This is a genomic window from Streptomyces sp. CRN 30 (assembly GCF_034105845.1).
This window is the reverse complement of sequence record NZ_JAVRHI010000477.1, coordinates 25,225-48,017: the sequence shown is the minus strand read 5'-3', so window position 1 is coordinate 48,017 and position 22,793 is coordinate 25,225. Positions and strand designations below refer to the sequence as shown.

General features: G+C 72.5%; 20 protein-coding genes and 1 tRNA gene. 4 read left to right on the top strand and 17 right to left on the bottom strand.

Features of this window, described 5'->3' with window-relative positions; genetic code table 11:
• Positions 1-33: 33 nt before the first annotated feature.
• Positions 34-1,305: an aromatic acid/H+ symport family MFS transporter gene (locus UW392_RS53980; protein WP_320782815.1), complete on the bottom strand. Its 1,272-nt coding sequence runs from the start codon at positions 1,303-1,305 to the stop codon at positions 34-36.
• A 644-nt stretch (positions 1,306-1,949) separates the two neighbouring features.
• Between UW392_RS53980 and UW392_RS53975 the strand changes: the two genes are divergently transcribed.
• Both UW392_RS53975 and UW392_RS53970 read left to right on the top strand, forming a co-directional pair.
• A complete protein-coding gene (locus UW392_RS53975; protein WP_320782814.1) occupies positions 1,950-3,029 on the top strand; it encodes a GAF domain-containing protein in 1,080 nt (359 codons plus the stop codon).
• Between the two features lie 167 nt (positions 3,030-3,196).
• A complete protein-coding gene (locus tag UW392_RS53970; protein ID WP_320782813.1) occupies positions 3,197-4,714 on the top strand; it encodes an aldehyde dehydrogenase family protein in 1,518 nt (505 codons plus the stop codon).
• A gap of 64 nt (positions 4,715-4,778) precedes the next feature.
• Here UW392_RS53970 and UW392_RS53965 read toward each other — a convergent pair whose 3' ends face one another.
• On the bottom strand, positions 4,779-5,021 hold the full coding sequence (locus UW392_RS53965) for a DUF6411 family protein (protein WP_320782812.1): 243 nt from the start codon (positions 5,019-5,021) through the stop codon (positions 4,779-4,781).
• A gap of 283 nt (positions 5,022-5,304) precedes the next feature.
• On the opposite strand from UW392_RS53965, the gene UW392_RS53960 reads away from it, so the two are divergent.
• Positions 5,305-6,930, top strand: a complete 1,626-nt coding sequence (locus UW392_RS53960; RefSeq protein WP_320782811.1) for a phosphodiester glycosidase family protein — start codon at positions 5,305-5,307, stop codon at positions 6,928-6,930.
• A gap of 480 nt (positions 6,931-7,410) precedes the next feature.
• On the opposite strand, the gene UW392_RS53955 is transcribed toward UW392_RS53960, so the two are convergent.
• The 6 genes from UW392_RS53955 to UW392_RS53930 form a co-directional block, all read right to left on the bottom strand.
• Positions 7,411-7,484: transfer RNA gene (locus tag UW392_RS53955), tRNA-Pro, on the bottom strand.
• Between the two features lie 117 nt (positions 7,485-7,601).
• A complete protein-coding gene (locus UW392_RS53950; RefSeq protein WP_320782810.1) occupies positions 7,602-8,693 on the bottom strand; it encodes an Ldh family oxidoreductase in 1,092 nt (363 codons plus the stop codon).
• Between the two features lie 28 nt (positions 8,694-8,721).
• On the bottom strand, positions 8,722-10,461 hold the full coding sequence (locus UW392_RS53945) for a thiamine pyrophosphate-dependent enzyme (protein WP_320782809.1): 1,740 nt from the start codon (positions 10,459-10,461) through the stop codon (positions 8,722-8,724).
• A 14-nt stretch (positions 10,462-10,475) separates the two neighbouring features.
• The gene (locus UW392_RS53940) at positions 10,476-11,336 is read right to left on the bottom strand and encodes an amidohydrolase family protein (RefSeq protein WP_320782808.1); all 861 of its coding nucleotides are present in this window, start codon (positions 11,334-11,336) and stop codon (positions 10,476-10,478) included.
• A 136-nt stretch (positions 11,337-11,472) separates the two neighbouring features.
• A complete protein-coding gene (lhgO, locus tag UW392_RS53935) occupies positions 11,473-12,672 on the bottom strand; it encodes an L-2-hydroxyglutarate oxidase (RefSeq protein WP_320782807.1) in 1,200 nt (399 codons plus the stop codon).
• 30 nt (positions 12,673-12,702) lie between these two features.
• Positions 12,703-14,151: an aldehyde dehydrogenase family protein gene (locus tag UW392_RS53930; protein WP_320782806.1), complete on the bottom strand. Its 1,449-nt coding sequence runs from the start codon at positions 14,149-14,151 to the stop codon at positions 12,703-12,705.
• Between the two features lie 227 nt (positions 14,152-14,378).
• On the opposite strand from UW392_RS53930, the gene UW392_RS53925 reads away from it, so the two are divergent.
• Positions 14,379-14,666 carry a putative quinol monooxygenase gene (locus tag UW392_RS53925; protein ID WP_320782805.1) on the top strand — a complete coding sequence of 96 codons (288 nt, stop codon included), beginning with the start codon at positions 14,379-14,381 and terminating at the stop codon, positions 14,664-14,666.
• Between the two features lie 55 nt (positions 14,667-14,721).
• Here UW392_RS53925 and UW392_RS53920 read toward each other — a convergent pair whose 3' ends face one another.
• The 9 genes from UW392_RS53920 to UW392_RS53880 all read right to left on the bottom strand — a co-directional run bounded on the left by UW392_RS53920 (position 14,722) and on the right by UW392_RS53880 (position 22,732).
• Positions 14,722-15,702: a methionine synthase II (cobalamin-independent)-like protein gene (locus UW392_RS53920; RefSeq protein ID WP_320782804.1), complete on the bottom strand. Its 981-nt coding sequence runs from the start codon at positions 15,700-15,702 to the stop codon at positions 14,722-14,724.
• Positions 15,703-15,704: 2 nt separating this feature from the next.
• Complete coding sequence (locus UW392_RS53915) at positions 15,705-16,175, bottom strand: GlcG/HbpS family heme-binding protein (RefSeq protein WP_320782803.1); 471 nt, start codon at positions 16,173-16,175, stop codon at positions 15,705-15,707.
• Complete coding sequence (locus UW392_RS53910; protein ID WP_320782802.1) at positions 16,172-16,966, bottom strand: alpha/beta hydrolase; 795 nt, start codon at positions 16,964-16,966, stop codon at positions 16,172-16,174. The genes UW392_RS53915 and UW392_RS53910 overlap by 4 nt, the downstream gene beginning before the upstream one ends.
• A gap of 26 nt (positions 16,967-16,992) precedes the next feature.
• Positions 16,993-17,364 (bottom strand): VOC family protein, encoded by a 372-nt coding sequence (locus tag UW392_RS53905; protein ID WP_320782801.1) that lies wholly within the window; start codon positions 17,362-17,364, stop codon positions 16,993-16,995.
• A complete protein-coding gene (locus UW392_RS53900) occupies positions 17,361-18,134 on the bottom strand; it encodes a fumarylacetoacetate hydrolase family protein (RefSeq protein WP_320782800.1) in 774 nt (257 codons plus the stop codon). The genes UW392_RS53905 and UW392_RS53900 overlap by 4 nt, the downstream gene beginning before the upstream one ends.
• A complete protein-coding gene (locus UW392_RS53895; RefSeq protein WP_320782799.1) occupies positions 18,131-19,579 on the bottom strand; it encodes an NAD-dependent succinate-semialdehyde dehydrogenase in 1,449 nt (482 codons plus the stop codon). The genes UW392_RS53900 and UW392_RS53895 overlap by 4 nt, the downstream gene beginning before the upstream one ends.
• Before the next feature lie 24 nt (positions 19,580-19,603).
• Positions 19,604-20,521: a VOC family protein gene (locus UW392_RS53890; protein ID WP_320782798.1), complete on the bottom strand. Its 918-nt coding sequence runs from the start codon at positions 20,519-20,521 to the stop codon at positions 19,604-19,606.
• 104 nt (positions 20,522-20,625) lie between these two features.
• Positions 20,626-21,570, bottom strand: coding sequence for a LysR family transcriptional regulator (locus tag UW392_RS53885; RefSeq protein ID WP_320782797.1), 945 nt, complete (start codon positions 21,568-21,570; stop codon positions 20,626-20,628).
• A 199-nt stretch (positions 21,571-21,769) separates the two neighbouring features.
• Positions 21,770-22,732 carry a sugar ABC transporter substrate-binding protein gene (locus tag UW392_RS53880; RefSeq protein WP_320782796.1) on the bottom strand — a complete coding sequence of 321 codons (963 nt, stop codon included), beginning with the start codon at positions 22,730-22,732 and terminating at the stop codon, positions 21,770-21,772.
• Positions 22,733-22,793: the final 61 nt, after the last annotated feature.

Genomic DNA, 22,793 nt, shown 5'->3' with positions numbered 1-22,793 from the left:
GGAGCGGGCGGGGGTGCCCAGGTGCCCGGGTCCTCACCTCGGCCCGCGGGGCGGCGCGGGCGCCGAGAACACCGCCACCGCGCCGACCGCCGCGACCACCGCGAAGAGCGCGAAGCTCCAGCCGATGCCGGCGTCCGAGCCGAGCAGCAGGCCGCCGATGGACGGGCCGAGGATGCCGCCGAGCCGGCCGACGCCGAGCGACCAGCCGATGCCGGTGGCGCGGACGGCCGCCGGGTAGGAGCGGGTGACATGGGCGTTGAGCAGGTTCATCGTGCCGATCGCCCCGAACCCGCTGACGGCGACGAGGACGTAGGTCAGGGCGACGGGCCCGCGCACGCTCAGCAGGGCCACGCAGAGCGCGCCCAGCACGAAGGAGCCGACGACCACGTACTTCGATCCGACGGCGTCGGCGAGCCGGCCGGCCGGCAGCGAGCCCGCGATCGAGCCGAGATTGAACACCAGCAGGAAGGAGAGGGCCGAGCCGAGCGGGTAACCGGCCTCGCGCATCAGCTCCGGGAGCCAGGTGTTCATCCCGTAGACCAGGAGCAGCGCGGCGAACGCGGCGGTCCAGAAGAGCAGGGTGCGACGGGTCAGGCCGCCGGTGAACAGGGCCCTCGCACCGGCGTGTCCGATGGGCTCGGGGGCCGCGGGCGCGGGGGCCGCGGGCACGGGCCGGCCGAGCCGCGCGGCCAGGGCACGGGCCTCGTCGAGCCGGCCGCGGGCCACCAGGTGTTCGACGGACTCGGGGAGGTAGCGCAGGGCGAGCGGCACGACGAGGACGAGCGGGGCGGCGCCGATGAGGTACATCACGCGCCAGCCCGTGTCCTCCACCAGCCGGATGGCGAGCGCCGCGGCGAGGATGCCGCCGACGGCGTAACCGGACTGCATCGTCATGTAGGTGAGGTTGCGCCGGCGCGCGGGGGCGTACTCGATGGTCAGCGCGGTCGCGGCGGGCAGGACGGCGCCCAGTCCGAGGCCGGTGAGGAAACGCAGCGCCATGAAGGTGCCGGGGTCCTGGGCGGCGGCGCAGGCGGCGGTGAGCAGGGAGAAGGCGGTGAGTCCGCCGATCAGGGTACGGCGGCGGCCGAGCCGGCCGGCGAGCGAACCGGCGAGCAGCGAGCCCAGCAGCATGCCGACGAGCGCGCTGGAGGCGAGTCTTCCGGCCTCGGCCGGGCCGATCCCCCACTCGTCCATGAGCGCGGAGACGGTGGTGCCGTACACCCCGAGGTCGTAGCCGTCGAACGCGACCGCGGCCCCGCACAGACCGATGACGAGCGGTGTACGCAGTCGGCGTGCGACCAGCATGCTGGTTCTTCCCCTTCCGGGCGGGTGGGTACGGACATGCCGGAGGGGCGGCTCAGGGCCGCCGCTCCGATCAGGTGAAGTAAGGCTAACCTAAGTTACTGGCGGGACAGGGTGAGGGCGAGGGAATGTCACAACGAGGTGACCTCCGGCGGCTCAGGGCCGGGCTGGAGAGCGAGTGGTCGCGGCTGGTGCCGCGGCTGAACGACGCCGGGTCCGTGCGGAGCGGCGCGGCGACGCCGGAGGACACGTCGGCGAAACCGGATGACACTTCGGCGGGAAGTGTCATCGTGCCGCCGGATGACAGTTCGGGTGGAAGTGTCATCGCGCTGGCGGACGATACTTCCGGGGAAAGTGTCACCACCCTGCGGGACGACACTTCGGCGACGGGTGCGACCCCGACACCGGGCGGCTCGCCGGCACCGGGTCGCTCGGGGACGGCGGGTCGCTGGCCGGCATCGGGTCACTGGCCGGCATCGGGTCACTCGTCGGCATCGGGTGACGCGGCGGGAGTGGGTGACGCGGCGGCATCGGGTGACGCGGCGGGAGTGGGTGATCCGGCGGCAGCGGGCGGCGTCCCGGCGCCCGCCGGATCTCTCACGCTCCGGCGTGAAGTGGTGCGCTCCTGGGCGCGTTCCCTCGGCAGCGTGGACCCCGCACGGGACAGCGCACCGGTCACCGACGGCGGTGCGGTGGACGGCCGTTGGAGGCGGTCACCGCTGCGCCGCCCGGTCCAGGACCTCGGCGACGAGCTGCGCGCCATCGCCGAGGACGCCGGGTTCGTCACGGCCGTCACCGACGAGTCCGGGACCATCCTGTGGACGTGCGGCGGCCGGACCATGCGGCGCCGGGCGGAGCGCGTCAACTTCGCGCCCGGCGGACGCTGGGACGAGCGGGCCATGGGGACCAACGCCCTCTCCCTCGCGCTGCGCACCGGCCGCCCGTGTTCCGTCTTCTCGGCCGAACACCTGGTGTCGGCGCTGCACGGCTGGGTCTGCTACTGCGCCCCCGTGCGCGCCCCGGACGGACGCGTCCTCGGCGTACTGGACATGTCCACCACCTGGGACCGGTGCAACCCCCTGGCCATGTCCACGGTGCGCTCGCTGGCGTCGGCCGTCGAGGCCCGCATCCGCGCGGAATTGCCGCTCCCGGCGCCGGGCGCGGGCCCGGTCCACGTCAACTGCCTCGGCACGGAGCACGCCGCGCTCGACGGCCGCACCCTCGTCCTGCGCCCCCGCCAGCTGGAGATCCTCACCCTGCTCGCCCTGGAACCGGGCGGTTTCCCGGCGGGACGGCTGCGCGAGGCGCTCTACGGCGCCCGGCCCGTCAACGCCTCCACGCTCAAGGCCGAGGTCTCCCACCTGCGGCGGGCGCTCGGCGGCGGGATCGCCGCCCGCCGCTACGCGCTGACCGTGCCCGTCGTCTGCGACGCCGCCGAGGTGCTGCGGGCCCTGTCCGACGGCGACACGGAGAGGGCCCTCGGGCTGTACGGCGGCCCGCTGCTCCCCCGTTCCACCGCGCCCGGCATCGAGGAGTGGCGCACCCACCTGGAAGCGGCCGTCCGCGAGGCGGTGCTGTCCGGCGTCCGGCCCGAACACGCCCTGCGCTACGGCGAACACGCCCCCTACGACACCGAGGTGCACCGGCACGCCCTGGCGCTGCTCCCCCGGGACGACCCGCGCCGGGCACTCGCGGCCGGACGGCTCACCACGGCCCTGCGGGACTGACCGCCCGGCGCCGCGGCGACGACGCCAACCTTGCGCCAACCCCGGCGGCCCACAGTGGACGGTGGCGCGACGGCCCCGGCCCCCGCGCCCGCCCGCACCATCGAGCCGCACCATCGAGTCGCACCATCGAGCCGCACCATCGAGCCGCACTTTCGAGGAGAGCCGCCATGGCGTACGCGCACCCCGGGACAGAGGGCAGCATCGTCGAGTTCGCCCGCCGCTACGACAACTTCATCGGCGGGGACTGGGTCGCCCCGGTGGAGGGGCGCTACTTCGACAACCCCTCGCCGGTCGACGGCAAGGTCTTCTGCGAGGTCGCCCGTTCCTCCGCCGCCGACATCGACCTCGCGCTGGACGCCGCGCACGCCGCGGCCGACCGCTGGGGCCGCACCTCCGTGGCCGAGCGGGCGGGCCTCCTCAACCGGATCGCCGACCGCGTCGAGGAGAACCTGGAGCGGATCGCGGTCGCCGAGACCTGGGAGAACGGCAAGCCGGTCCGGGAGACCCTGGGCGTCGACATCCCCCTCGCCGTCGACCACTTCCGCTACTTCGCGGGCGTGGTGCGCGCGCAGGAGGGCTCGGTCGGGGAGATCGACGGGGACACCGTCGCGTACCACTTCCGCGAGCCGCTCGGTGTGGTCGGCCAGATCATTCCGTGGAACTTCCCGGTCCTGATGGCCGCGTGGAAGCTCGCGCCGGCCCTCGCGGCGGGCAACTGCGTCGTCCTCAAGCCGGCCGAGCAGACCCCGGCGAGCCTCCTGAAGGTGGTCGAGCTGATCGCCGACCTGCTGCCGCCGGGCGTGCTCAACGTGGTCAACGGCTTCGGTGTCGAGGCGGGCAAGCCGCTGGCGTCCAGTCCGCGCATCGCGAAGATCGCGTTCACCGGTGAGACCACCACCGGCCGGCTGATCATGGAGTACGCGTCCCGGAACATCACCCCGGTCACCCTCGAACTGGGCGGCAAGAGCCCGAACATCTTCCTGCCGGACGTCCTGGACGCCGACGACGCCTACCTCGACAAGGCCGTCGAGGGTTTCGTGATGTTCGCGGTCAACCAGGGCGAGGTGTGCACCTGCCCGTCCCGGGCGCTCGTCGCGTCCTCGATCTACGACGAGTTCATGTCCCGCGCCCTGGAGCGCACCCGGGCGATCAAGGGCGGTGACCCGCTCGACCCGGAGACGATGATCGGCGCCCAGGCGAGCGACGACCAGTTCGAGAAGATCCTGTCCTACATCGAGATCGGCAAGAAGGAGGGGGCCGAACTCCTCACCGGCGGCACGCGCCGCCCCGTGGACGGCCTCGACGACGGCTACTACATCGAGCCGACCGTCTTCAAGGGCACCAACGACATGCGGGTCTTCCAGGAGGAGATCTTCGGCCCGGTCGTGTCGGTCGCGACGTTCGACTCTCCGGAGGAGGCCGTGAAACTCGCCAACGACACACCGTACGGCCTCGGCGCGGGCGTGTGGACCCGCAACGGCAACCTCGCCTACCGCCTCGGCCGCGAGATCAAGGCCGGCCGCGTGTGGACCAACTGCTACCACGCGTACCCGGCCGGCGCGGCGTTCGGCGGCTACAAGAACAGCGGCATCGGCCGGGAGAACCACGCGATGATGCTGGACCACTACCAGCAGACCAAGAACCTCCTCGTGAGCTACTCGGAGCAGAAGCTCGGTCTGTTCTAGGGCCGAGTGCCCCGGGCGTCGGTCCTGGACCGGGCCCGGGGCACCGTGACGGTGCGGACGCCGGTCAGAACGGGAGGCGGCCACGCGCCCGCCGGCCGGCGGAACCGCTGCGGCCGACCGCGCGCGAGCTGGAGCTGAAGGGCTTGCTCAGCAGCCGGCCCAGCGGTCCGGGCGCCTTGGACCCGGCCCTGGAACCGGCTCCCAGACCGCGCTGGGCGCCGTTCTGAGGGTGCCGGGACAGTCGCGGCAGCAGGAAGGCCAGGACGGCCAGGGCGACACAGGCGGCGATGACGACGGCGATGACCATGACGGACTCCTGGGGCGTTCTCCGACGGATTCGGTTTCCTGCCGATCCGGTTGCCCGCTCGCCGGACGGACACGCCGCTCGATCGGCCGTCGAGGGGGACGAGTCGGCGGTCCGTCCGGCTTCTCGGGTCGGACAACGGGCCGTCGGCGGCGTCCGGCAGCGACCGGCGGTGACGGAAGTGTCCAGGTGCGGGGCTGGACAAGGGCGCCTGTTCGCCCACTGTTCCGTGCCCCGTCGCTCCCCCGCACGCGCACCGCTCCGCATGCGAGTTGGGATGTGCCCCATGACGCACAGACACATCAGGCGCACCGGGCGGACACGCGTTCTCCTGAGCGCCGCGGCCGCGCTCACCGTGGTCACCACGGGCGGGACCGCGCAGACGGCGCAGGCGTCCGCGCCCGGCCGCACCTCCGCCACCCACGCCGTCGACTTCTCCACGTGGGAGAGCCGGACGGTCGCACCGGGCGTACGGGTGCTCAGCGCCTCGCTCGTCGACCCCGCCGCCGAACCGGTCTGGACGGTCACCGTCCAGGCCCCGGCCACCGGGCGTCTCAGCGGCGCGGCGACGTGGGCGGCGGTGGGGTCACGGTCCTGGGCCGGCACCACCCGGGAGGAGCTGCGCGCCAGTGGCTTCGAGCCGCGCGCGGAGACGGTGCGCTGGCCCGGTTACGCCGACACCCCGCGGGGTGTCATGGGCGTGCGGGTCAGGATCGGTTCGTACGCGACGCAGGCGGAGGCCCGGAGCACCGCCGAGGCGGTGACGGCCGCGGGCTTCCACCCGGCCGTCGACTGGACGGGCTACGACGCGCAGCAGCCCGCCGACCGGCAGAACCTGAACGTCGCGGTCATCGACCCGCGCACCTTCGAGGGCACCGTCGAGGGCACGCACGGCGGTGACGTCACCGACCGGGAGACCACGTCGTCGGTCGCCGCGGGACTCGGCTCGCTGGTCGGCGTCAACGCCGGGTTCTTCGTCACCTCCGACGCCGACGGCTACCAGGGCACGCAGGCGGGCATCGGCGCCTACGACGGTGAACTGCAGTCGATGGCCGCCGGATCGCGGGCAGCGCTGATCATGCGGGACGGCGGCCGTCACGTACGGGTGGCGGATCTGACGACGACCGTCACCGTACGCGCGGGCCGCTCCCGCTACGCGGCCCAGGGCATCAACCGCAGGCCCGGTGTCATCCGCAACTGCGGACGGCCCGGAGCGGCGCCCAGCGCGCGGCCCTGGCAGGACGTCACGTGCCACGCGGCGGACGATCTGGTGGTGTTCACCGACCGGTTCGGCGCGGCGCTCCCCACCGGCTCCGGCTCGCAGGCCGTACTGGACGGGACCGGGCGGGTGGTGTCGGTGGGCGAGCGCGGCGGCACGGTCCCCGCGGGCTCCGCGGTGCTCCAGGGCATCGGTACCGCCGACGCCTGGCTGACCGCCCACGCCCGCGCCGGACAGCGGATGGACGTGTCCGAGGACATCCGCGACACGGACGGCCGGCGCGTGCGGCTCAGCCGCGACGACAGCATCGTCAGCGCCGCCCCCACCCTCGTACGCGACGGCCGGATCGCCATCGACGCGGCGGCCGAGGGCGTCGTCGACCCCGCCGACCTGTCCTACGGCTATGCCTGGGCCAACACCCGCCAGCCCCGCACCATGGCGGGCGTCGACGCCAGGGGCCGGATCGTCCTGGCCACGGTCGACGGGCGCCGGTCCGGCGGCAGCGAGGGCTTTACCCTCCAGGAAGCCGCCGCCTTCATGCGCTCGCTCGGCGTCGTCGACGCCGTCAACCTCGACGGGGGCGGGTCGACCGCCATGGCCGTGGACGGCGCTCTGGTCAACAGGCCCTCGGACGGCGCGGGCGAGCGCGCGGTCGGCGACACCGTGCAGGTACTGCCCGACCGGGCCCGCTGACGCGGTCCGTTCATTCATTTCAATGACTTCGATTGAAATCGTTCAATTCACGCACGAGCGAAATCAGACCCGCGAATCACCAGCTCAAGGGCGTATTGAGCGATAGATTACGGGAATTCCCGCGCATCATTGACGCATCACCTGAGGCTGGAGCAGCACCGAGCAGCTCACTCACCTGCTAAACGTCGACCCCTCCACCGTGCGCCGCCGACGCACCGCCCGCCCGCCGCAGTGGCCGCCCTTCATACGTCTCTCCGCACGTGTCGTCCTCTACGGCGACCGCAGGTAGGGGGAGGGCCGGTCGGGGCGGTGTTCGATGTCCACCTCACCATGGTCCGCGCCCCCAAGACCCTGCCCACCGTCCCCGCCGGTCCCCGCCGCGCCCGCTAGACCCCCTGGTCCCCAAACGGTCCCCAAGCCATACGGCAGAGGGCCCGTCGGATTGCTCCGACGGGCCCTCTGACCTGCGACCGTCTCCAGTCGGGACGACAGGATTTGAACCTGCGACCCCTTGACCCCCAGTCAAGTGCGCTACCAAGCTGCGCCACGTCCCGGTTGCCGTGTCACCGGGTGGGACCGGTGAACGTGCAGGTCAAGCCTACCGCATCGGGAGAGTGGGGGGTCGTCGGCCGTCCCCCGGGGTGTGCGGCCGGCGACGTTCGGGGGTGGGGTCACACGGCGTCGGGCGGTGTGACGCCGAAGCGGGCCGCGGCCTCCGTCAGGTCGCGCCACACCTTCGGGGCCACCGGCACGCCGTGCTCGCCGCGTTCCGCCGCGACGGCGGCGCTGCGCTCGCCGGGGTAGTGCACGCCGGTGGCGTCGTCGGCGGCGGGGAGGGACTTCAGGGTGGTGAGGGTGGTGTCCACGGCGGCGGTGAACTCCGCCGCCGTGGTGCCGAAGGCCGTCGGGTCGACGGCGATCAGCAGGGCGTTCTGGCGGTGCTTGCGGCCGGCCGGGTCGTCCGAGTGGAAGGACGAGAAGATCGGCGCGCCGACCAGGACGCTGGTGAGGAGTTCGAAGGCGAGGGACATGCCCGAGCCCTTTGCGCCGCCCAGCGGGAGGGGCATGACCGCCAGCGCCGGGTCGGTGGTGGGGGTGCCGTCCTCCGTCGCGGCGGCGTTCTCCGGGAGCGGGGTGCCGTTCACCTTCGCCTGGCGGATCTTGCCCAGGGCGATGGTCGCCGTCGCCATGTCGAGGAGGAGCGGGGCGTGGTCCGCGGCCGGGACCGCGATGGCCAGGGGGCTGGTCGCGACGGCCGCTCCCTTCACTCCGGTGTAGCCCATGTTGGGCATTCCGGCGACGAACCCGAGGCCCACCAGGCCCTGTTCGGCGATCTTCGAGACGTAGTAGCCGATGGCGCCGGTGTGCACGGTGCGGCGTACGCCCACGGAGGCGATGCCGAAGGCGCGGGCCCGTTCGACGGCCTCCTCGGCGGCTGCGGTCAGGGCGACCGGGCCGGGGGCGCGGTCGGCGTCGATGACGGCGGCGGCCGGGGTGGTCGACTCGACCCTGAGGTCGGCCTTCGCGTTGGCGACGCCCTTGGCGAGCAGGTCGAGGTAGGCGGGGACACGGGCCGTGCCGTGGGAGTCGACGCCACGCTGTGCCGCCCACACGAACACGTCGGCGGTGGTCGCGGCGTGCTCGGGGCTCAGGCCCCCCTTCTCCAGGAGGGCGGCGGCGAAGGCGCGCAGGGCGTCGGCGGGGACGCGGACCTTGCCCGGCTTCGGAGCCGGGGTCGGGGTCGGGGTCGGGGTGTCGGTCATGGGACGTGGGTCTCCTGGATTTCCTGGGTCAGCGGGTGACCAGAACGTCGACGACGGCGGTGGTGCCCTCCGCCACGGCCTTCAGCGCGCGCTCCAGGGCGGGCGCGAGGGCGTCGGTGGTGTCGACGGTCTCGGTGTGCAGGCCGAAGGGCTCGGCGAAGGCCGCGAGCCGGGGCAGGCGGCGCAGGTCGGTGCCGAGCCACTCGCCGGTGCCGGCCGCCGCGCCGTCGGGGTAGAAGCGCCGGTGGTTGAGGTTCATCGACTTGTAGACACGGTTGTTGAAGATCACGATCAGCACCGGCAGGTCGTAGGCCGCCGACGCGTCGTACGACGGGATCACCGGGTTGTAGGTGAAGGCGCCGTCGCCGACGGTGAGGACCACCGGACGGTCCCGCGCGGCGAGTTTGACGCCGAGCGCGACCGCGATGCCCTGGCCGAGGCCGCCCTGCACGTAGAAGTAGGAGTCGGGGGCGTCGGTCAGCAGGTGGCGTTTGACGGTCCTGCTGTGCGTGATGGTCTCGTCGACCACGATGCCGTCCCGGTCGGCCAGCAGACCGCGCAGGGTGGCGGCCACGTGGACCGGGTCGACGCCCTCGGGACGCTTCTCCGCGGCTGCTTTCGTCTCCGTGGCGGCCTTCGTCTCCGCCGCCGCGATCGCCCGCTCCTGGGCCGCGTGCCGTGCCTCCTGCGCGGCGCGCCGCGCGGTGACGGCCGCCCCGTCGAGGTCCTTGGCCCGCTTGGCGAGCTGGCGCAGGGTGTTGGTGACGTTCCCCTCCAGGTACACGTCGGCGAAGAGCACCTGGTAGGCGATGTGCGGGCGCTGCGGGACCTGGTCGATGACGACGATCCTGGCCTTGGCGGGCCTGCGGCTCGGCGGGTAGAACGGGGCCCGGCAGTTGACCAGGAGGATGAGGTCGGCCTCGTCCATCCACGGGCCGATGTCGCTGCCGGCGTGGAGCGGGTGGGTGCGCGGGAAGTTCGCGCACACCGCCGAGTCCGGTTCGACGACGGGGATGTCCCACGCCTCGGCGAAGGCGAGGAGGGACTCGAAGCCGCCTGCCTCGCGGCCCGCCGTCTCCGTGACGATTACGGGGTTGTGCGCCTCGCGGATCAGCTGGGCGACCGGGTCGACCTCCTCGGGTGAGGAGTGGGTCGAGCCGGGTGGCACGACGGGCTTCGCCTCGCGGCCGTCCCACTCCTCAAGGAGGATCTCCAGGGGGATGTTGAGGTAGGCGGGGCCCGCCGGGGCCCGCCACGCCAGCTCCGCCGCCCGCGTGATCATGGTGGGCAGGGTGGAGATGTGGGCGGCCTCGTTGGCCCACTTGGTGAACGGCTGGGCCACGTGGTGGGGACCGCCGACCACCGACAGGTTGCGGTACCACTGGCCGCCGGGGTCCTGCCCCTGGCCGTCGCCGTACGTGGTCGACTCGGAGGAGGCGACCACCATGGGGACGCCGGCCAGCAGGGCGCCGTGCACGGCCATGGAGCCCTGGAGCAGGCCGGGGGCGGCGTGCAGGAGCACCCCCTGGGGGCGGCGTTCGACCAGGCCGTAGCCCGTGGCCATGCCGACCGCCACCGTCTCGTGGGTGAGGTCCAGGTACTGGGGTGCCGGCTCGCCGTCGCGGTGGCGGCGGGCCAGGGACTCCCACACCGGGGCCCACTCGGACCCGGACGAGCAGAAGAGGTACGCGGCGCCGACGGCGTCGAGGGCGGAGACGACGGCGTCACCGCCGTCGGCGCCCGGCTTGTTCTCGGGGGTGTCCGTCATCTCGGTCGTGTTCCTCAGCCCTCGTACGGCCAGTTCAGGACCTCGGAGATACCGCGGCCCATGATCCACTCAAGCTCCTCGGGTGTGAAGTCCCAGTGCTTGGTGAACTGCTCGATGGTGTCGGTGTACGTGATGCCGTGGCCGAGGAGGCGGGTGATGTCGGTGCCGTAGAAGCAGCGCCGCGGCCCCATCCTGTCGACCATCTCGCGGACGTACTTCTGGATGTTGTTGTTGGGGAAGGGCTGCGTGGAGTAGCCGGGCAGCGCCGAGACCTTCACGTAGATGTTGGGGTGGGCGGCGAGGTCGGCGGTCTCCGACACCCAGTAGCCGATGGCGTCGTCGACGCAGCGGGCCATGATGCCCATGTGGTCGATGATGATCTTCAGCTCGGGGTGCTTGGCGGCGATCTCGCCGAGTTCGCGCTTCCAGATCGGCGCGTGGACCATGGTGGGGACGCGCAGTTCCTCGGCGACCGGCCAGTACCAGTCGTTGGTGCCGTCGATCATCCAGTTGCGGTCCTGCGGGCGGTGGAAGGTGAGCCGGGTGCCCTTGATGTGCGGGTTCTGCGCGAAGTCCTTCAGCATGGCCGTGCCCTCGGCCTCGTTGTCCTGCGGGACGCGGGCCATGATGCCGAAGCGGTCCGGGTGCGCCTCGCACGCCTCCAGTGCGTAGTCGATGCGGTTGCCCTCCCAGGACGGCGGGAGGATCAGCGCCCGGTTGACGCCGGCCTCGTCCATCAGCTCCAGGGCCTCCTCGTAGGAGAAGGGCTCCTCGCGGTGGCCGTTGAGGCGGATGCGCTCGCGGGCGCCCGGGACCCAGGGGCGGTCCGGGGTCTCTTCCTTCCAGATGTGGATCTGGGTGTCGACGACGAACATGTCGGGGGCTCGCTCTCTGCTGGGATTCGGTGGTGCGGAAGGAACGCTAGGCGGGTGCGGGGGCCTTGCCGAGAGCCCGGGGCGCAAGCTGTTGTTGCACGGAAGCGCGCAGTACAGACGGCGTGCCGAGGGTGGGTCAGGCGCCGTCGTAGACGGTGTCCGCGAGGTGTTCGGCGATCGCCATGGAGGCGGTGGCGGCGGGTGAGGGCGCGTTGCGCACGGCGGTGACGCGGCCCGCGCGGTGGACGCGGAAGTCGTCGACGAGGGTGCCGTCGCGGTCCAGTGCCTGCGCGCGGACGCCGGCGCCGCCGCGGACCACGTCGGCCGCGCCGACACCGGGTACGTAGAGTCCCGCGTCCCGCATGAAGGCGGCCCTGGACAGGGCGGAGCGGTACTCCTTGACGCCGGTGCGCCAGTGCTGGGCCGCCATCCTCCAGGAGCCGGGGTAGGCGGCGAGGCCGAGGAGGTCCCGGGGGGAGATCCTCCCGAGGGTGTAGCCCTCCCGGGCCAGGGCCAGGACGGCGTTGGGGCCGACCTCCACCGTGCCGTCGACGCGCGGGGTGAAGTGCACGCCGAGGAACGGGTAGCGGGGGTCGGGCACCGGGTAGACCAGGCCGCGTACGAGGTGGGTGCGGTCGGGCTTGAGCAGCATGTACTCGCCGCGGAAGGGGACGATACGGGGTTCCCGCCGGTCCCGGGCGAGCCGGGCGACGGAGTCGGACTGGAGCCCGGCGCAGAGGACGAGACGGTGGACCGCGACGCGTTCCCGCCCGGAGGCCACCTCGACGGCTCCGGGCACCTCGGTGACGCCGGTGACGGGGAAACCGAGCCGCACCTCGCCGCCGGAGCCGGTGATGTCCTTGGCGAACTCCCGGGCGATCGCCGGGTAGTCGGTGATGGCGGTGCGCGGGGAGTGCAGCGCGGCGAGGCCGCCGGCGTGCGGTTCCAGCTCCCTGATCTCCTCCCGGGACACCTGGCGCAGGTCGGGTACGTGGTTGTTCCTGGCCCGCTCGTAGAGGTCCGCCATGCGGCCCAGTTCGTCCCGGCGGACGGCCATGACCAGCTTGCCGGTCTCCCGGTAGGGCACGCCGCGGTCCTGGCAGTACTCGCGGAGCAGGGCCACCCCCCGTACGGTCAGCGCCGCCTTGAGGCTGCCCGGGGCGTAGTAGATGCCGGCGTGGACGACACCGGAGTTGTGGCCGGTCTGGTGGAGCGCGACCTGCCGCTCCTTCTCGAAGACCACGACACGGGTGCCGGGGCGGCGGAGCGCGATCTCACGTCCGAGGGCCAGGCCCACGATGCCGGCGCCGACGATGCCGACCGTCTCGTCAGCCACGTCCGACCTCCTTCTCACCGCTCACGCGGCTCATGCGCCGAAGTGGACGGCGACGGTCTTGACCCGGGTGGAGAAGCGCAGGACCTCGTCGCCCTGCTCCTTGTAGCCGGTTCCGGAGGCGTGGAAGCCGCCGAAGGGGAGGTGCACGTCCCAGCCGGGGGTGGGGTGGTTGACGGCGACCTGGCCGCACTCGGCCTCGTCGGCGAAGCGGTAGGCGGCGCCGATGTCGCGGGTGAAGACGGCGGCGGCCAGCCCGTAGACGGAGTCGTTGACCGCGGCGACGGCCTCCTCGAAGCCGGGGACGGCGCGGACGGCGAGGACGGGGCCGAACACCTCGTCGCGCCAGACGGCCATGTCGGGGGTGACGTCGCCGAGCACGGTGGGCCGGACCCAGCAGCCGTGGGCGCGGTCGCCGGCGGTGTCGGCGGCGCCGCCGGTGAGAACCCTCGCGCCCTCCTTCACCGCCCGGTCCAGGTCGGCGAGGACGCCGTCGCGCTGCCGGGGTCCGGCGAGCGGGCCGAGGGTGGTGGCGGGGTCGCCGCCGGGGCCGACGACCAGCTTCTCGACCTCGGTGACCAGCAGCCGTGTGAACTTCTCGCGCACCGGCTCCTCGACGATCACCCGGCTGGTGGCGGTGCAGCGCTGCCCGGCCTGGCCGAAGGCGGCGGCGACGACGGTGCGGGCGGCGGCGGGCAGGTCGGCGTCGCGCAGGACGACGGAGGCGTTCTTGCCGCCGAGTTCGCCCTGGAAGCGGACGTTGCGGGCGGCGATGCGGCGGCGGACGGTGTCGCCGACCTCGTTGGAGCCGGTGAAGGTGATGCCGGTGATCCGCGGGTCGTCGAGGAGCGCCGCCTCGATCTCCCGGGTGCGGCCGGTGACCACGTTGAGCACACCGGCGGGCAGGCCCGCGTCGTGCAGGGCGCGGGCGAAGTGCAGTCCGGCCAGCGGGGTGTCGGTGGCGGGCTTGAACACGGCGGCGTTGCCGGTGGCGAGCAGCGGGGCGAGCTTGCGGGCCGGGGTGATCAGCGGGTCGTTCCAGGGGCTGATGACCAGGATGACGCCGATGGGTTCGCGCTGGGTGTGGGTACGGGTGTCCGGGCGGGCGTCGTGCAGGAGGGTGCCGTAGCCCTGGCGGGCGAGGGAGGCGTAGTAGTCGAGGAAGTCGGCGGCCTTGCCGGCCTCGCCGCGGGCCTCGGTGAGCGTCTTGCCGTTCTCGGCGGTGACGTCGGCGGCGATGGTGTCGAGGCGTTCGCGGAGCAGCCGGGCGGCGTCGGTCAGGACGCGGGCCCGCTCGAACGGGCTGGTGCGCTTCCAGAGGGCGAAACCCCGCTCGGCGTGGTCGTAGGCCCGGGTGACGTCCTCGGCGGTGAGGGCCGGGACGCGGGCCACGGGGGTGCGGACGTCGGCCGGGTCGTGGACGTCGATCCACTCGCCGGTCGTCACCCACTCTCCGCCCAGGAGCGTTTCCAGGTCGCGCATCAGATCACTTCCTTCGTCGACCGCGGCGCGGGTGACCGCGGTCCCAGCGGGCCGGCCCTGCGGGGGGCCGGATGTGACAACACACCATCGCGGGCACCGCCCACCAGCCCCGCGCCGGAAGGCATTGGTTGCGCCGCGCGCAGCTCGCACGGGGCCGGTTCCGTGCTGGAATCGCCCGGCCGGACGGTGTGTCCGGGAGCCGGGAAGACACCGAGGAGAGACAGACCATGGCCTACGCAGTCGTCGCCCACTACCGCTGCGCGCCGGGGGACGCGGAGACCGTCCGCGCGGCGCTGCTCCAGGCACGGGAGGCGACCCGCGCCGAGCCCGCGAACCTCGCGTACGACGTGCACGCGGTGGCGGACGAACCCGGCGGCTTCCTGCTGTACGAGCGGTACGCGGACGCCGCGGGGTTCGAGGCGCACAAGGCGGCCCCGCACTTCGAGAAGTGGGTCGTGCGGACCGTGTGGCCGCTGCTGACGGACCGGTCGGTGACGTTCGCCGAGGTGCTGTGAGGAACGGCGGGAGGGGCCGGGAAGCGTGAGCTTCCCGGCCCCTTTCCGCCGCCGTCTAGAACTCGTTGCCCCAGCAGTACCGGGCGATCGTCTCGACGAGGACGAGCTTCCTGCGCTGGTCCTCGGCGGTGAGCAGCGGGCGGGTGGCGACGTCCGCGAAGCCGCGGGACGGTGCCACCGCCATGTCCTCGATGTCCTTGAGTTCGGCCGCCGCGTCGATCCGGGCCATCACCGTGTCGATGTCCTCCGGCTCCGGCACGGCGGCGTCGACCACGCCGAGGCACAGGTCGCGTTCCTCGGGCAGCGCGCGGACCAGGTCGAGTTCGGCGCCGGTGCCCTGGTGGAACGGGAGCACCCAGCGGTCGGCGAGGACGGTGCCGTAGAGGCGTTCCAGGCGGGCCGTGTCGATGTCGGCGGGGGCCGTCCAGCCGGGGCAGACGCCGATGCGGACGCCCTCGGGGCGCTCGTCCGGGCGGACCGCCGCGGCCTCGACGGCGAGGGCGTCGTCGTAGGAGAGCGGGCCGTTCTCGGGCCAGTCGAGGAGGAGGGGGTTGTTCAGCTGGATCAGGCGGATGCCGCGCGAGACCAGCTGGGCGATCTCCGTGCGGAGGATCTCGGCGAGGGCCTCGCCGAGTTCGCGGGCGGAGGAGGGGCCGAGGCCCGCCTCGTAGGTGGTGGCGGCGAGGTACGCCGGGGAGGGCAGCGACACCTTCGGCGCGATCACCGTGAGAGCGGCGAGGGTGGCCGCCCGGTCGGCGACGAGCGGGCCGTCGGCCTTCGGGAGGGACTCGGCGACCCAGCGGACCAGGCCGTCGGGGTCCGTGTCACCGGTGCGGCGGAAGCCCGTGGTGCCGTCGAGGACGGCGCCGCGGAAGTCCTCGCGGGGGTAGTCGCCGTCGGTGACGACGGTGGAGCGCAGGGAGCGCTGGAGGACCACCGCGTCCTTGACCGCCTGTTCGACGCCGGTGGCGGCGAGGTCGGGGGGCCGGACCAGGCTGCCGTGGTGGTCGATGCGGTAGTTGAACGTGTCGGCCATGGTCAGCGGTCCTTCCCGGCGGGGGTGCCCGCGACGCCCCAGGCGGCGAACTCCAGTTCGTAGCCGAGGGAGGCGAGTACCTCGTCGGCGATGTGCTGGTCCTCGTCGGCGGTGCCGCCGGCGATGCCGAGGCCGCCGATGACCTCACCGTCCTTCTTGATGGTGACGCTTCCGTCGGCGGCCATGATGGGCATGGCGGCGCCGGGCAGCTGGGAGAGCTGGGAGAAGAAGACGGGCTGGCTCTCCTGCCACTTCTTCAGCATCCTCCCCGGGCGCTGCATCACGGCGGCGGTGTACGCCTTGGCGCGGGCGATGTCGGGGGTGAGCGGGCGGGCGCCGTCGGGGCGGCGGATGGCGACGACGAAGCCGCCGGCGTCGACGACGGCGACGCTGACCGCCTTGCCGACGGCCTGTGCGCGCTTGTGCGCGGCGGCGATGATCTCCTCGGCTGCGTCGAGGCTGATGGTGCTCATACGGCTTCCTCCGGAGCGGGACGGGCGGTGAGGGTGCGGCGCAGCCGGGCGACGGCGGCGTTGTACGGCTCGGGTGTCTCCCAGTACATGGAGTGCGGGGCGCCGGGGACGATCTCCAGGTGGGAGCCGGGCAGCAGTTCGTGGGCGCGGGTGACGGTCTGCACGCCGAGCACCGCGTCCTTCTCGCCGGCGAGGAAGGCGACCTCGACGCCGGACGCCCGGATCTCGTCCAGGGTCGGGCCGTCGGTGTCGAGGTTGCGCAGGTCCTGCATACGGGCCACGTTGAAGGTGCCCATCTGCTGGAACAGGAAGGTGAGGTCGGGCCGGCCGGTCTGGAACGCCTTGGTGAGCAGCCGGTCGATGACCGGGAGTTTCACGGCCTCGGCGCGGTCGGCGGCGGCCAGTTCGCGCAGTTCGGGGTGGTCGATGCCGCCGAGGGAGTGGCCGAGGACGACGGAGGAGACCCGGTCGGGGCGCATCAGTCCGGCGCGCAGGGCGGCGACGGAGCCGATGGACTGGCCGACGAGCATGACGTCGGTGAGGTCCTCGGCCTCCAGGACGGCCACGACGTCGCCGGGGAAGTCCTGGCCGTCGAACTCGGGCATGGAGGAGTCGGACCTGCCGAAGCCGCGGAGGTCGACGGTGACGACGGTGAACTCCTCGCGCAGGGCGGCCACCTGCTGCCACCAGGCGGCGTGGTGGCCGCCGCTGCCGTGCACGAAGAGGATCGCCGGGCCGCTGCCGTGGCGCTCGTAGTAGAGGGAGGTGCCGTCGGAGTCGGCGTAGGGCATGAGTGGGTACTCCTGTGCGGCTGCGGTCAGTTGGGGCGCTTGGCGTGGTACACGAGCTCGATCATGGTGTGGTCGGGGTCGTGGATGTAGCAGAACTTCGACTGGTTCTCGGGGCGCTGGACGGGCCGGGTGTGCCGGATGCCCAGTTCCTTGAGATGGGCGAGGAACTCGTCCCAGTCGTCGACCTCGACGGCGAAGTGGTAGGGCGCCATGCGCTCCATCTCCTCGACCGGGGTGAAGTGCAGGTCGAAGGTGCCGCGGGTCATCAGCACCACGCGGGTGTTGGACTTGGGCATGATCCGCTTCATGCCGAAGACCTTGGCGTACCACTCGGCGGTGCGGTCGGGGTCGGTGGTGGGGAAGTTGACGTGGTGGATGTAGCGGGGTGCTGCGCTCATGACTCGTTCCCTTCCAGGTGTACGGGGTTGGTGAGCGTGCCGATGCCGCTGATCTCGATCTCGACGGTGTCGCCGGGTTCGAGCCGGCAGACGGACTCGGCGCCCATCCAGAGCACGTCACCGGGGTGCATGGTGATGTGCTCGGTGATCGCGACGATGTGGTCGAAGGGGTCGAAGACCATGTCGCCGGTCGGGAAGGACGCCCGCTCGGCGCCGTTGACCCGGAGCGTGGTCGTCTGGGCGAGGGCGTCGACGTCGGTCTCGATCCACGGACCCATGGGTTTGAAGGTGTCGCTGTTCTTGCTGCGCCAGAAGGTGCGGTCCTGGTGCTGCCAGGTGCGGGCGCTGACGTCGTTGCCGATCGTCCAGCCGAAGACCGCGGCGCGCGCCTCGTCGCGGGTGGCGTGGCGCAGGGTGCGGCCGATGACGGCGACGAGTTCGGGTTCGGCCTCGAAGCGGCCGGTGACCGCGCGCGGCTTGACGATCGGGGTGCGGTGGCCGGTGAGGGCGTTGTTGGCGCGGTATCCGGCCTCGGGGCGTTCGGGGGTGGCGGCTCCCGCGTGGGCGATGTGCCTGGGGTAGTTCATGCCGACGGCGTAGAAGACGGGCGGGACGACGGGTGGCAGCCACCGCGCGTGCGCCAGGGGGACGGTGCCGATGACGTCGGGGGCGGTGTGTTCCAGGGGTGAGCCGGAGAGCAGTTCGACGTCCCGCTCCCCCACCCGGCCCCACACCGCCCGGCCGCCGGCCGAGACGCGCGCGTACCTCATGGCACCAGCAGGTGGGAGACGCGCTTGGTGACCAGGTAGGCGTCCAGGGCCTCGGGTCCGCCCTCGCGGCCGTAGCCGCTGTCCTTGACACCGCCGGAGGGTGCCTCGTGGACGGAGCCGCCGCAGTGGTTGAGGGAGAGGATGCCGGCCTGGAGGGAGTCGGCGAGCCTCTCGGCGGTGGCGGCGGAGTCGGTGAAGCCGTAGGCGGCCAGTCCGTAGGGCAGGGAGTTGGCGATCGCGAGTGCCTCGTCGAGGTCGCGGAAGGGAACGACCGGCGCGAGCGGCCCGAAGGGTTCCTCGCTCATCAGCTCCGCCTCCTCGGGTACGTCGGTGAGGACGGTCGGGGCGAAGAAGTACCCGGGGCGGTCGAGGCGTTCGCCGCCGGTACGGATCTTGGCGCCGCGTGCGACGGCGTCGGCGGTCAGCCGCCGCACGGCCTCGACGCGGCGTTCGTTGGCGAGCGGGCCCATGCGGGTGCCCGCGTCGAGTCCGTTGCCGACGGTGACCGCTTCGGCGGCCTCGACGAAGGCGGCGGTGAACTCCTCGGCGACCGACTCGTGGACGAGGAAGCGGCTGGGCGAGGTGCAGACCTGCCCGGCGTTGGCCCACTTGGCTCCGGCCGCCCGGCGGGCCGCCCGCACGGGGTCGGCGTCCGCGCAGACGATGACGGGGGCGTGGCCGCCGAGTTCCATCAGGGAGGGCTTCATGACCTGCCCGGCCCGGCCGGCCAGGAGCTTGCCGACGGGGACGGAGCCGGTGAAGGCGACCAGGCGGGTCACCGGGGAGGAGATGAGGTGCTCGGAGACCTCGGCGGGCTCGCCGAAGACCAGGTTGAGGACGCCGGGCGGGAGGCCCGCGTCGGCGTAGCAGCGGACCAGTTCCATGGCGGTGGCCGGGGTCTCCTCGGACGCCTTGATGACGATCGAGCAGCCCGCGGCGAGCGCCGAGGAGATTTTGCGGTTGGGTCCGCCGACGGGGAAGTTCCAGGGCGTGAACGCGGCGACGGGGCCGAGGGGTTCGCGGCGCACCGTCAGTACGGTGCCGGGTGCGGAGGGGATGACGCGGCCGTAGGCGCGGCGGGCGTCGTCGGCGTGCCAGCGCAGGGTGTCGGCGGTGCGGCGGGCCTCGCCGGTGGACTCGGCGAGCGGCTTGCCCTGCTCCAGGGTGGCGATACGGCCGATGGCGTCGGCGCGCTCGGCGATCAGGTCGGCGGCGGCGTGCAGGACGCGGGTGCGTTCGGCGACGGGGGTGGCGCGCCACACCTCGAAGCCGGTGGCGGCGGCGTCGAGGGCGCGGTCCAGGTCGGCGGGGGTGGCCAGCGGTACGTCGCCGATCACCTCTTCGGTGGCGGGGTCGACGACCGGGGCGGTGCGGCCGGTCTCGCCCTGGCACCAGGCGCCCGCGACGTACATGCGGACGGCGGGGTAGCCGTGGTCGGTGGTCATGGGTGGGTGCCCTCTCGAAGGGGTTCAGGACGCGGGGGCGTCCTGGTCGCGGTTGGTGCGCAGGGCCCAGATGTGGTGGGGCGGGGTGGTGGTGTGCACGCGGGTGCCGTAGGTGTCGTCGACCCGGTCCATGTCGGCGGCGTACTCGACACGTCCGCCGCAGGGGGCGTGCAGGAACCGGAAGACGTTGGAGCCGACAGTGTGGCGGCCGAGCCGGCGGGCCTCCCGCCAGCCCCGTTCGATCATGTGGTTGCCGCCCTCGACGACGTCGTCGAAGCCGGGGACCTCGTAGGCGACGTGGTTCACGGAGACGCGGTCGGGGCGGTGGCAGAGCAGCATGGTGTGCTGGTCGTCGTCGCCGGGGGCCTGCATGAAGACGCCCATGGGTTCGACGACGTCGGTGGGGCGGAAGCCGAGGAGGCCGGTGTAGAAGGCGACGGCCTCGTCCTTGCCGTCCTTGGCGATGTTCAGCGCGACGTGGCACATGCGCAGGGGGTGGACCCGGGTGATCGGGGTCAGTGCCTCGTTCCAGCGGTGCACGCTGCCGGAGGTGTTGGCGCGGCGGGGTACGACGGTCGTCTCCTTGGGCCGGGCGAGGGTGAGTCCCACGCCGAAGCCGCTGAGGTCGGTGGTGCGGTGGACGCCGTCGGCGCTCGCGCGCACCGGGTGGTCGCGGGCGACGGCGGTCACCAGGCGGTCCAGTTCCTCCTCGGTGTCGACGCCCCAGACGACCTCCCGCAGGGTGGGGCCGTCCTCCACCGGGGGCGGCAGCGTCCCGGAGGGTTCGGTGTCGAGGTGGAGGGTCTGTCCGGTGAGCGTCTCGAACACGGCGTGCTCGTCGGTGCGCTCCACCAGGAACAGCCCGAAGTCCTCGAAGAACCGGACGCAGGTGCCGAGATCGTCGATGCTGTAGGTGACCGACTCGATGCGCTGGATTCCCATGGCTTCCTCGTTTCCGTCTCGCCTGGTGAGCGTAGGTATGCGGGCGCGGGCGCCTCAATGGCCCGAGGGCCGCCGGGTGCGCAACCCTTTCTTGCGCCGGCGGCTCAGTCCCCGGTTCCGACGGCCCCGACAGCTCCGCCGGCCCCGATGGCGGGGATCGGGTTCTGCGAGAACCACTCGGCCAGGAAGTCCAGGAAGACGCTGACCTTGCGCGGGGTGTCCTGGCCGGGGCCGTAGATCGCGTAGAGCGGTCGGTCGGGCACCGCCAGCTCGGGCAGCAGCACTTGCAGGGCGCCGGCGGCGATGTCGTCGTGGACCGGGCGCTGGGGCAGCAGGGCGATGCCCCGGCCGTGCACGGCGGCCTTCTGCAGGGCGATGTAGGAGTTGGACGAGAAGGCGATGTTGCGGATCTTGTGCAGGGTGCTGGCATGGCCGTGGCCGATCCGCCAGACCGGGTCGTTGACGTGCACGAGGCAGTCGTGGTGGGCGAGGTCGTTGGGGTGCGCGAGCGACCCGTGCCGCTCGATGTACGCCTCGGACGCGCACAGCACGAAGGGCAGCGAGGAGATCTTCTTCAGCCGGACGCTGGAGTCGCGCAGGTCCCGGGTGTGGAAGGCGACGTCGAAGCCGCTGTCCAGGAAGTCGTACGTACGGTCCGACATCCCGCCCAGCTCGAACCGTATGTGGATCTTGGGGTGGGCGGCGGAGAAGGCGGCGATGGCGTCGCCGAGGTCCAGACTGCCGATCCACTTGGGGCAGATGACGCTGAGGGTGCCTTCGGCGCGGTCGTGGAGCCGGGCGATGCCCGCGTCCTCGGCCTCGATCTCGTCCAGGATGCGGGCGGCGAACTCCGCGTAGCGCTGGCCCGGTTCGGTCAGGCTGACCGAGCGGGCGGTGCGGTTCACCAGCCGGACCCCCACCTGGCGTTCCAGTTCGGCCACGTGGCGGGAGACCAGGGAACCCGACGATCCGAGTTTCTTGGCGGCCCCGCTGAAACTGCCGACCTGGGCGACGGTCACGAAGCTGTGCATGAGGAGCAGACGGTCCATGTTTTCCTCCGAAGGCGCACCCCGCCCGCCGGCGTCGCGGTGCGGGGTGCAAAGGCCCGTCGCGGGCGCCGGCCCGCCCCCGGTGGTGGCTCCACGGGGGCAGGCCGGACGTACGGCGGGACGTGCGCGGCTCAGAAACGGCTCGAATACGGATGAGACTCGAATACGGATGAGAGGGGCGCCGGTTCCCGGTGGGGGCCTACTTCGGGCAGTACTGCGGAGCCTCGCTCACGTTGTCCTTCGTGACCAAGACAAGAGGAATGTCGGAGATCTTGTCAACACCTTGTCGCTCATCGAGCAGTCCGACGGTGCTCTTCACGGCGGTCTGTCCGATCGTCATCGCCGAGTTGGCGACGGTGGCGGAGAGGCGGCCGTCCTCGACGGCGGCGATGCCGTCCTCGGTGCCGTTGACGGACACGATCTTGACGTCCTTCGCGCCGGCGGCGTCGAACGCCTTGCGCACCGCGAAGGCCATCTCCTCGTTGGCGACGAACGCGTAGTCCAGGTCGGAGTGGGCCTGGATCATGTTCTCGGCGACGTCCTGCGCCTTCGCCGGGTTGAACATGCCGGGCTGCTCGGCGACGACCTTCACGTTCTTCGGCAGGGCGTCCTTGAAGCCGCCCACCAGCAGGTCGGAGGCGGCACCGGGGGCACCGGCCACGATGCCCACCGACGCGGCCTTCCCCGCGGCGTCCTTCTCGATCCACCCGGCGTCCAGGGCGCCGACCTTCTTCAGGTCGACCACCGCGGCGCCGAGGACGTCGGCCATGTCGTCGGTGGCCACGGAGGTGAGGTAGATGGGAATGCCCGCGTTCTTCGCTTTGGCTATGTCCCCTTCGAGGGCGTCGACGTTGACCGTCTGGACGATGAGGGCGTCCACGTTCCGGGAGATCATGTCCTCGATGTTGGACAGCTCGGTCCCGGCGTCCTGCTTGGAGTTGGCCGAGTACACCTCGGCGTCCTGGGTTTCGGCCTCCTGCTCGACGGCCTTGAGCAGACAGGAGTGGAAGTGGGTGTTGGAGCCGTTGACGAATCCGAGGGTGACGGAGCCGCCGGCGGCGCCCGCGCCGTCGTCCTCGGAACCGCATCCGGCGAGCACCAGGGCGGCGGCGCCGGCGAGCGAGACCGCGACGGTGCGGCGTGACCGGTGGGTGGGCTTCATGGTGGGTGGGGCCTTTCCTGCGTCGTCGGAGAGAAGGTGCGTGCCGGGCGGCGGGGCGCCG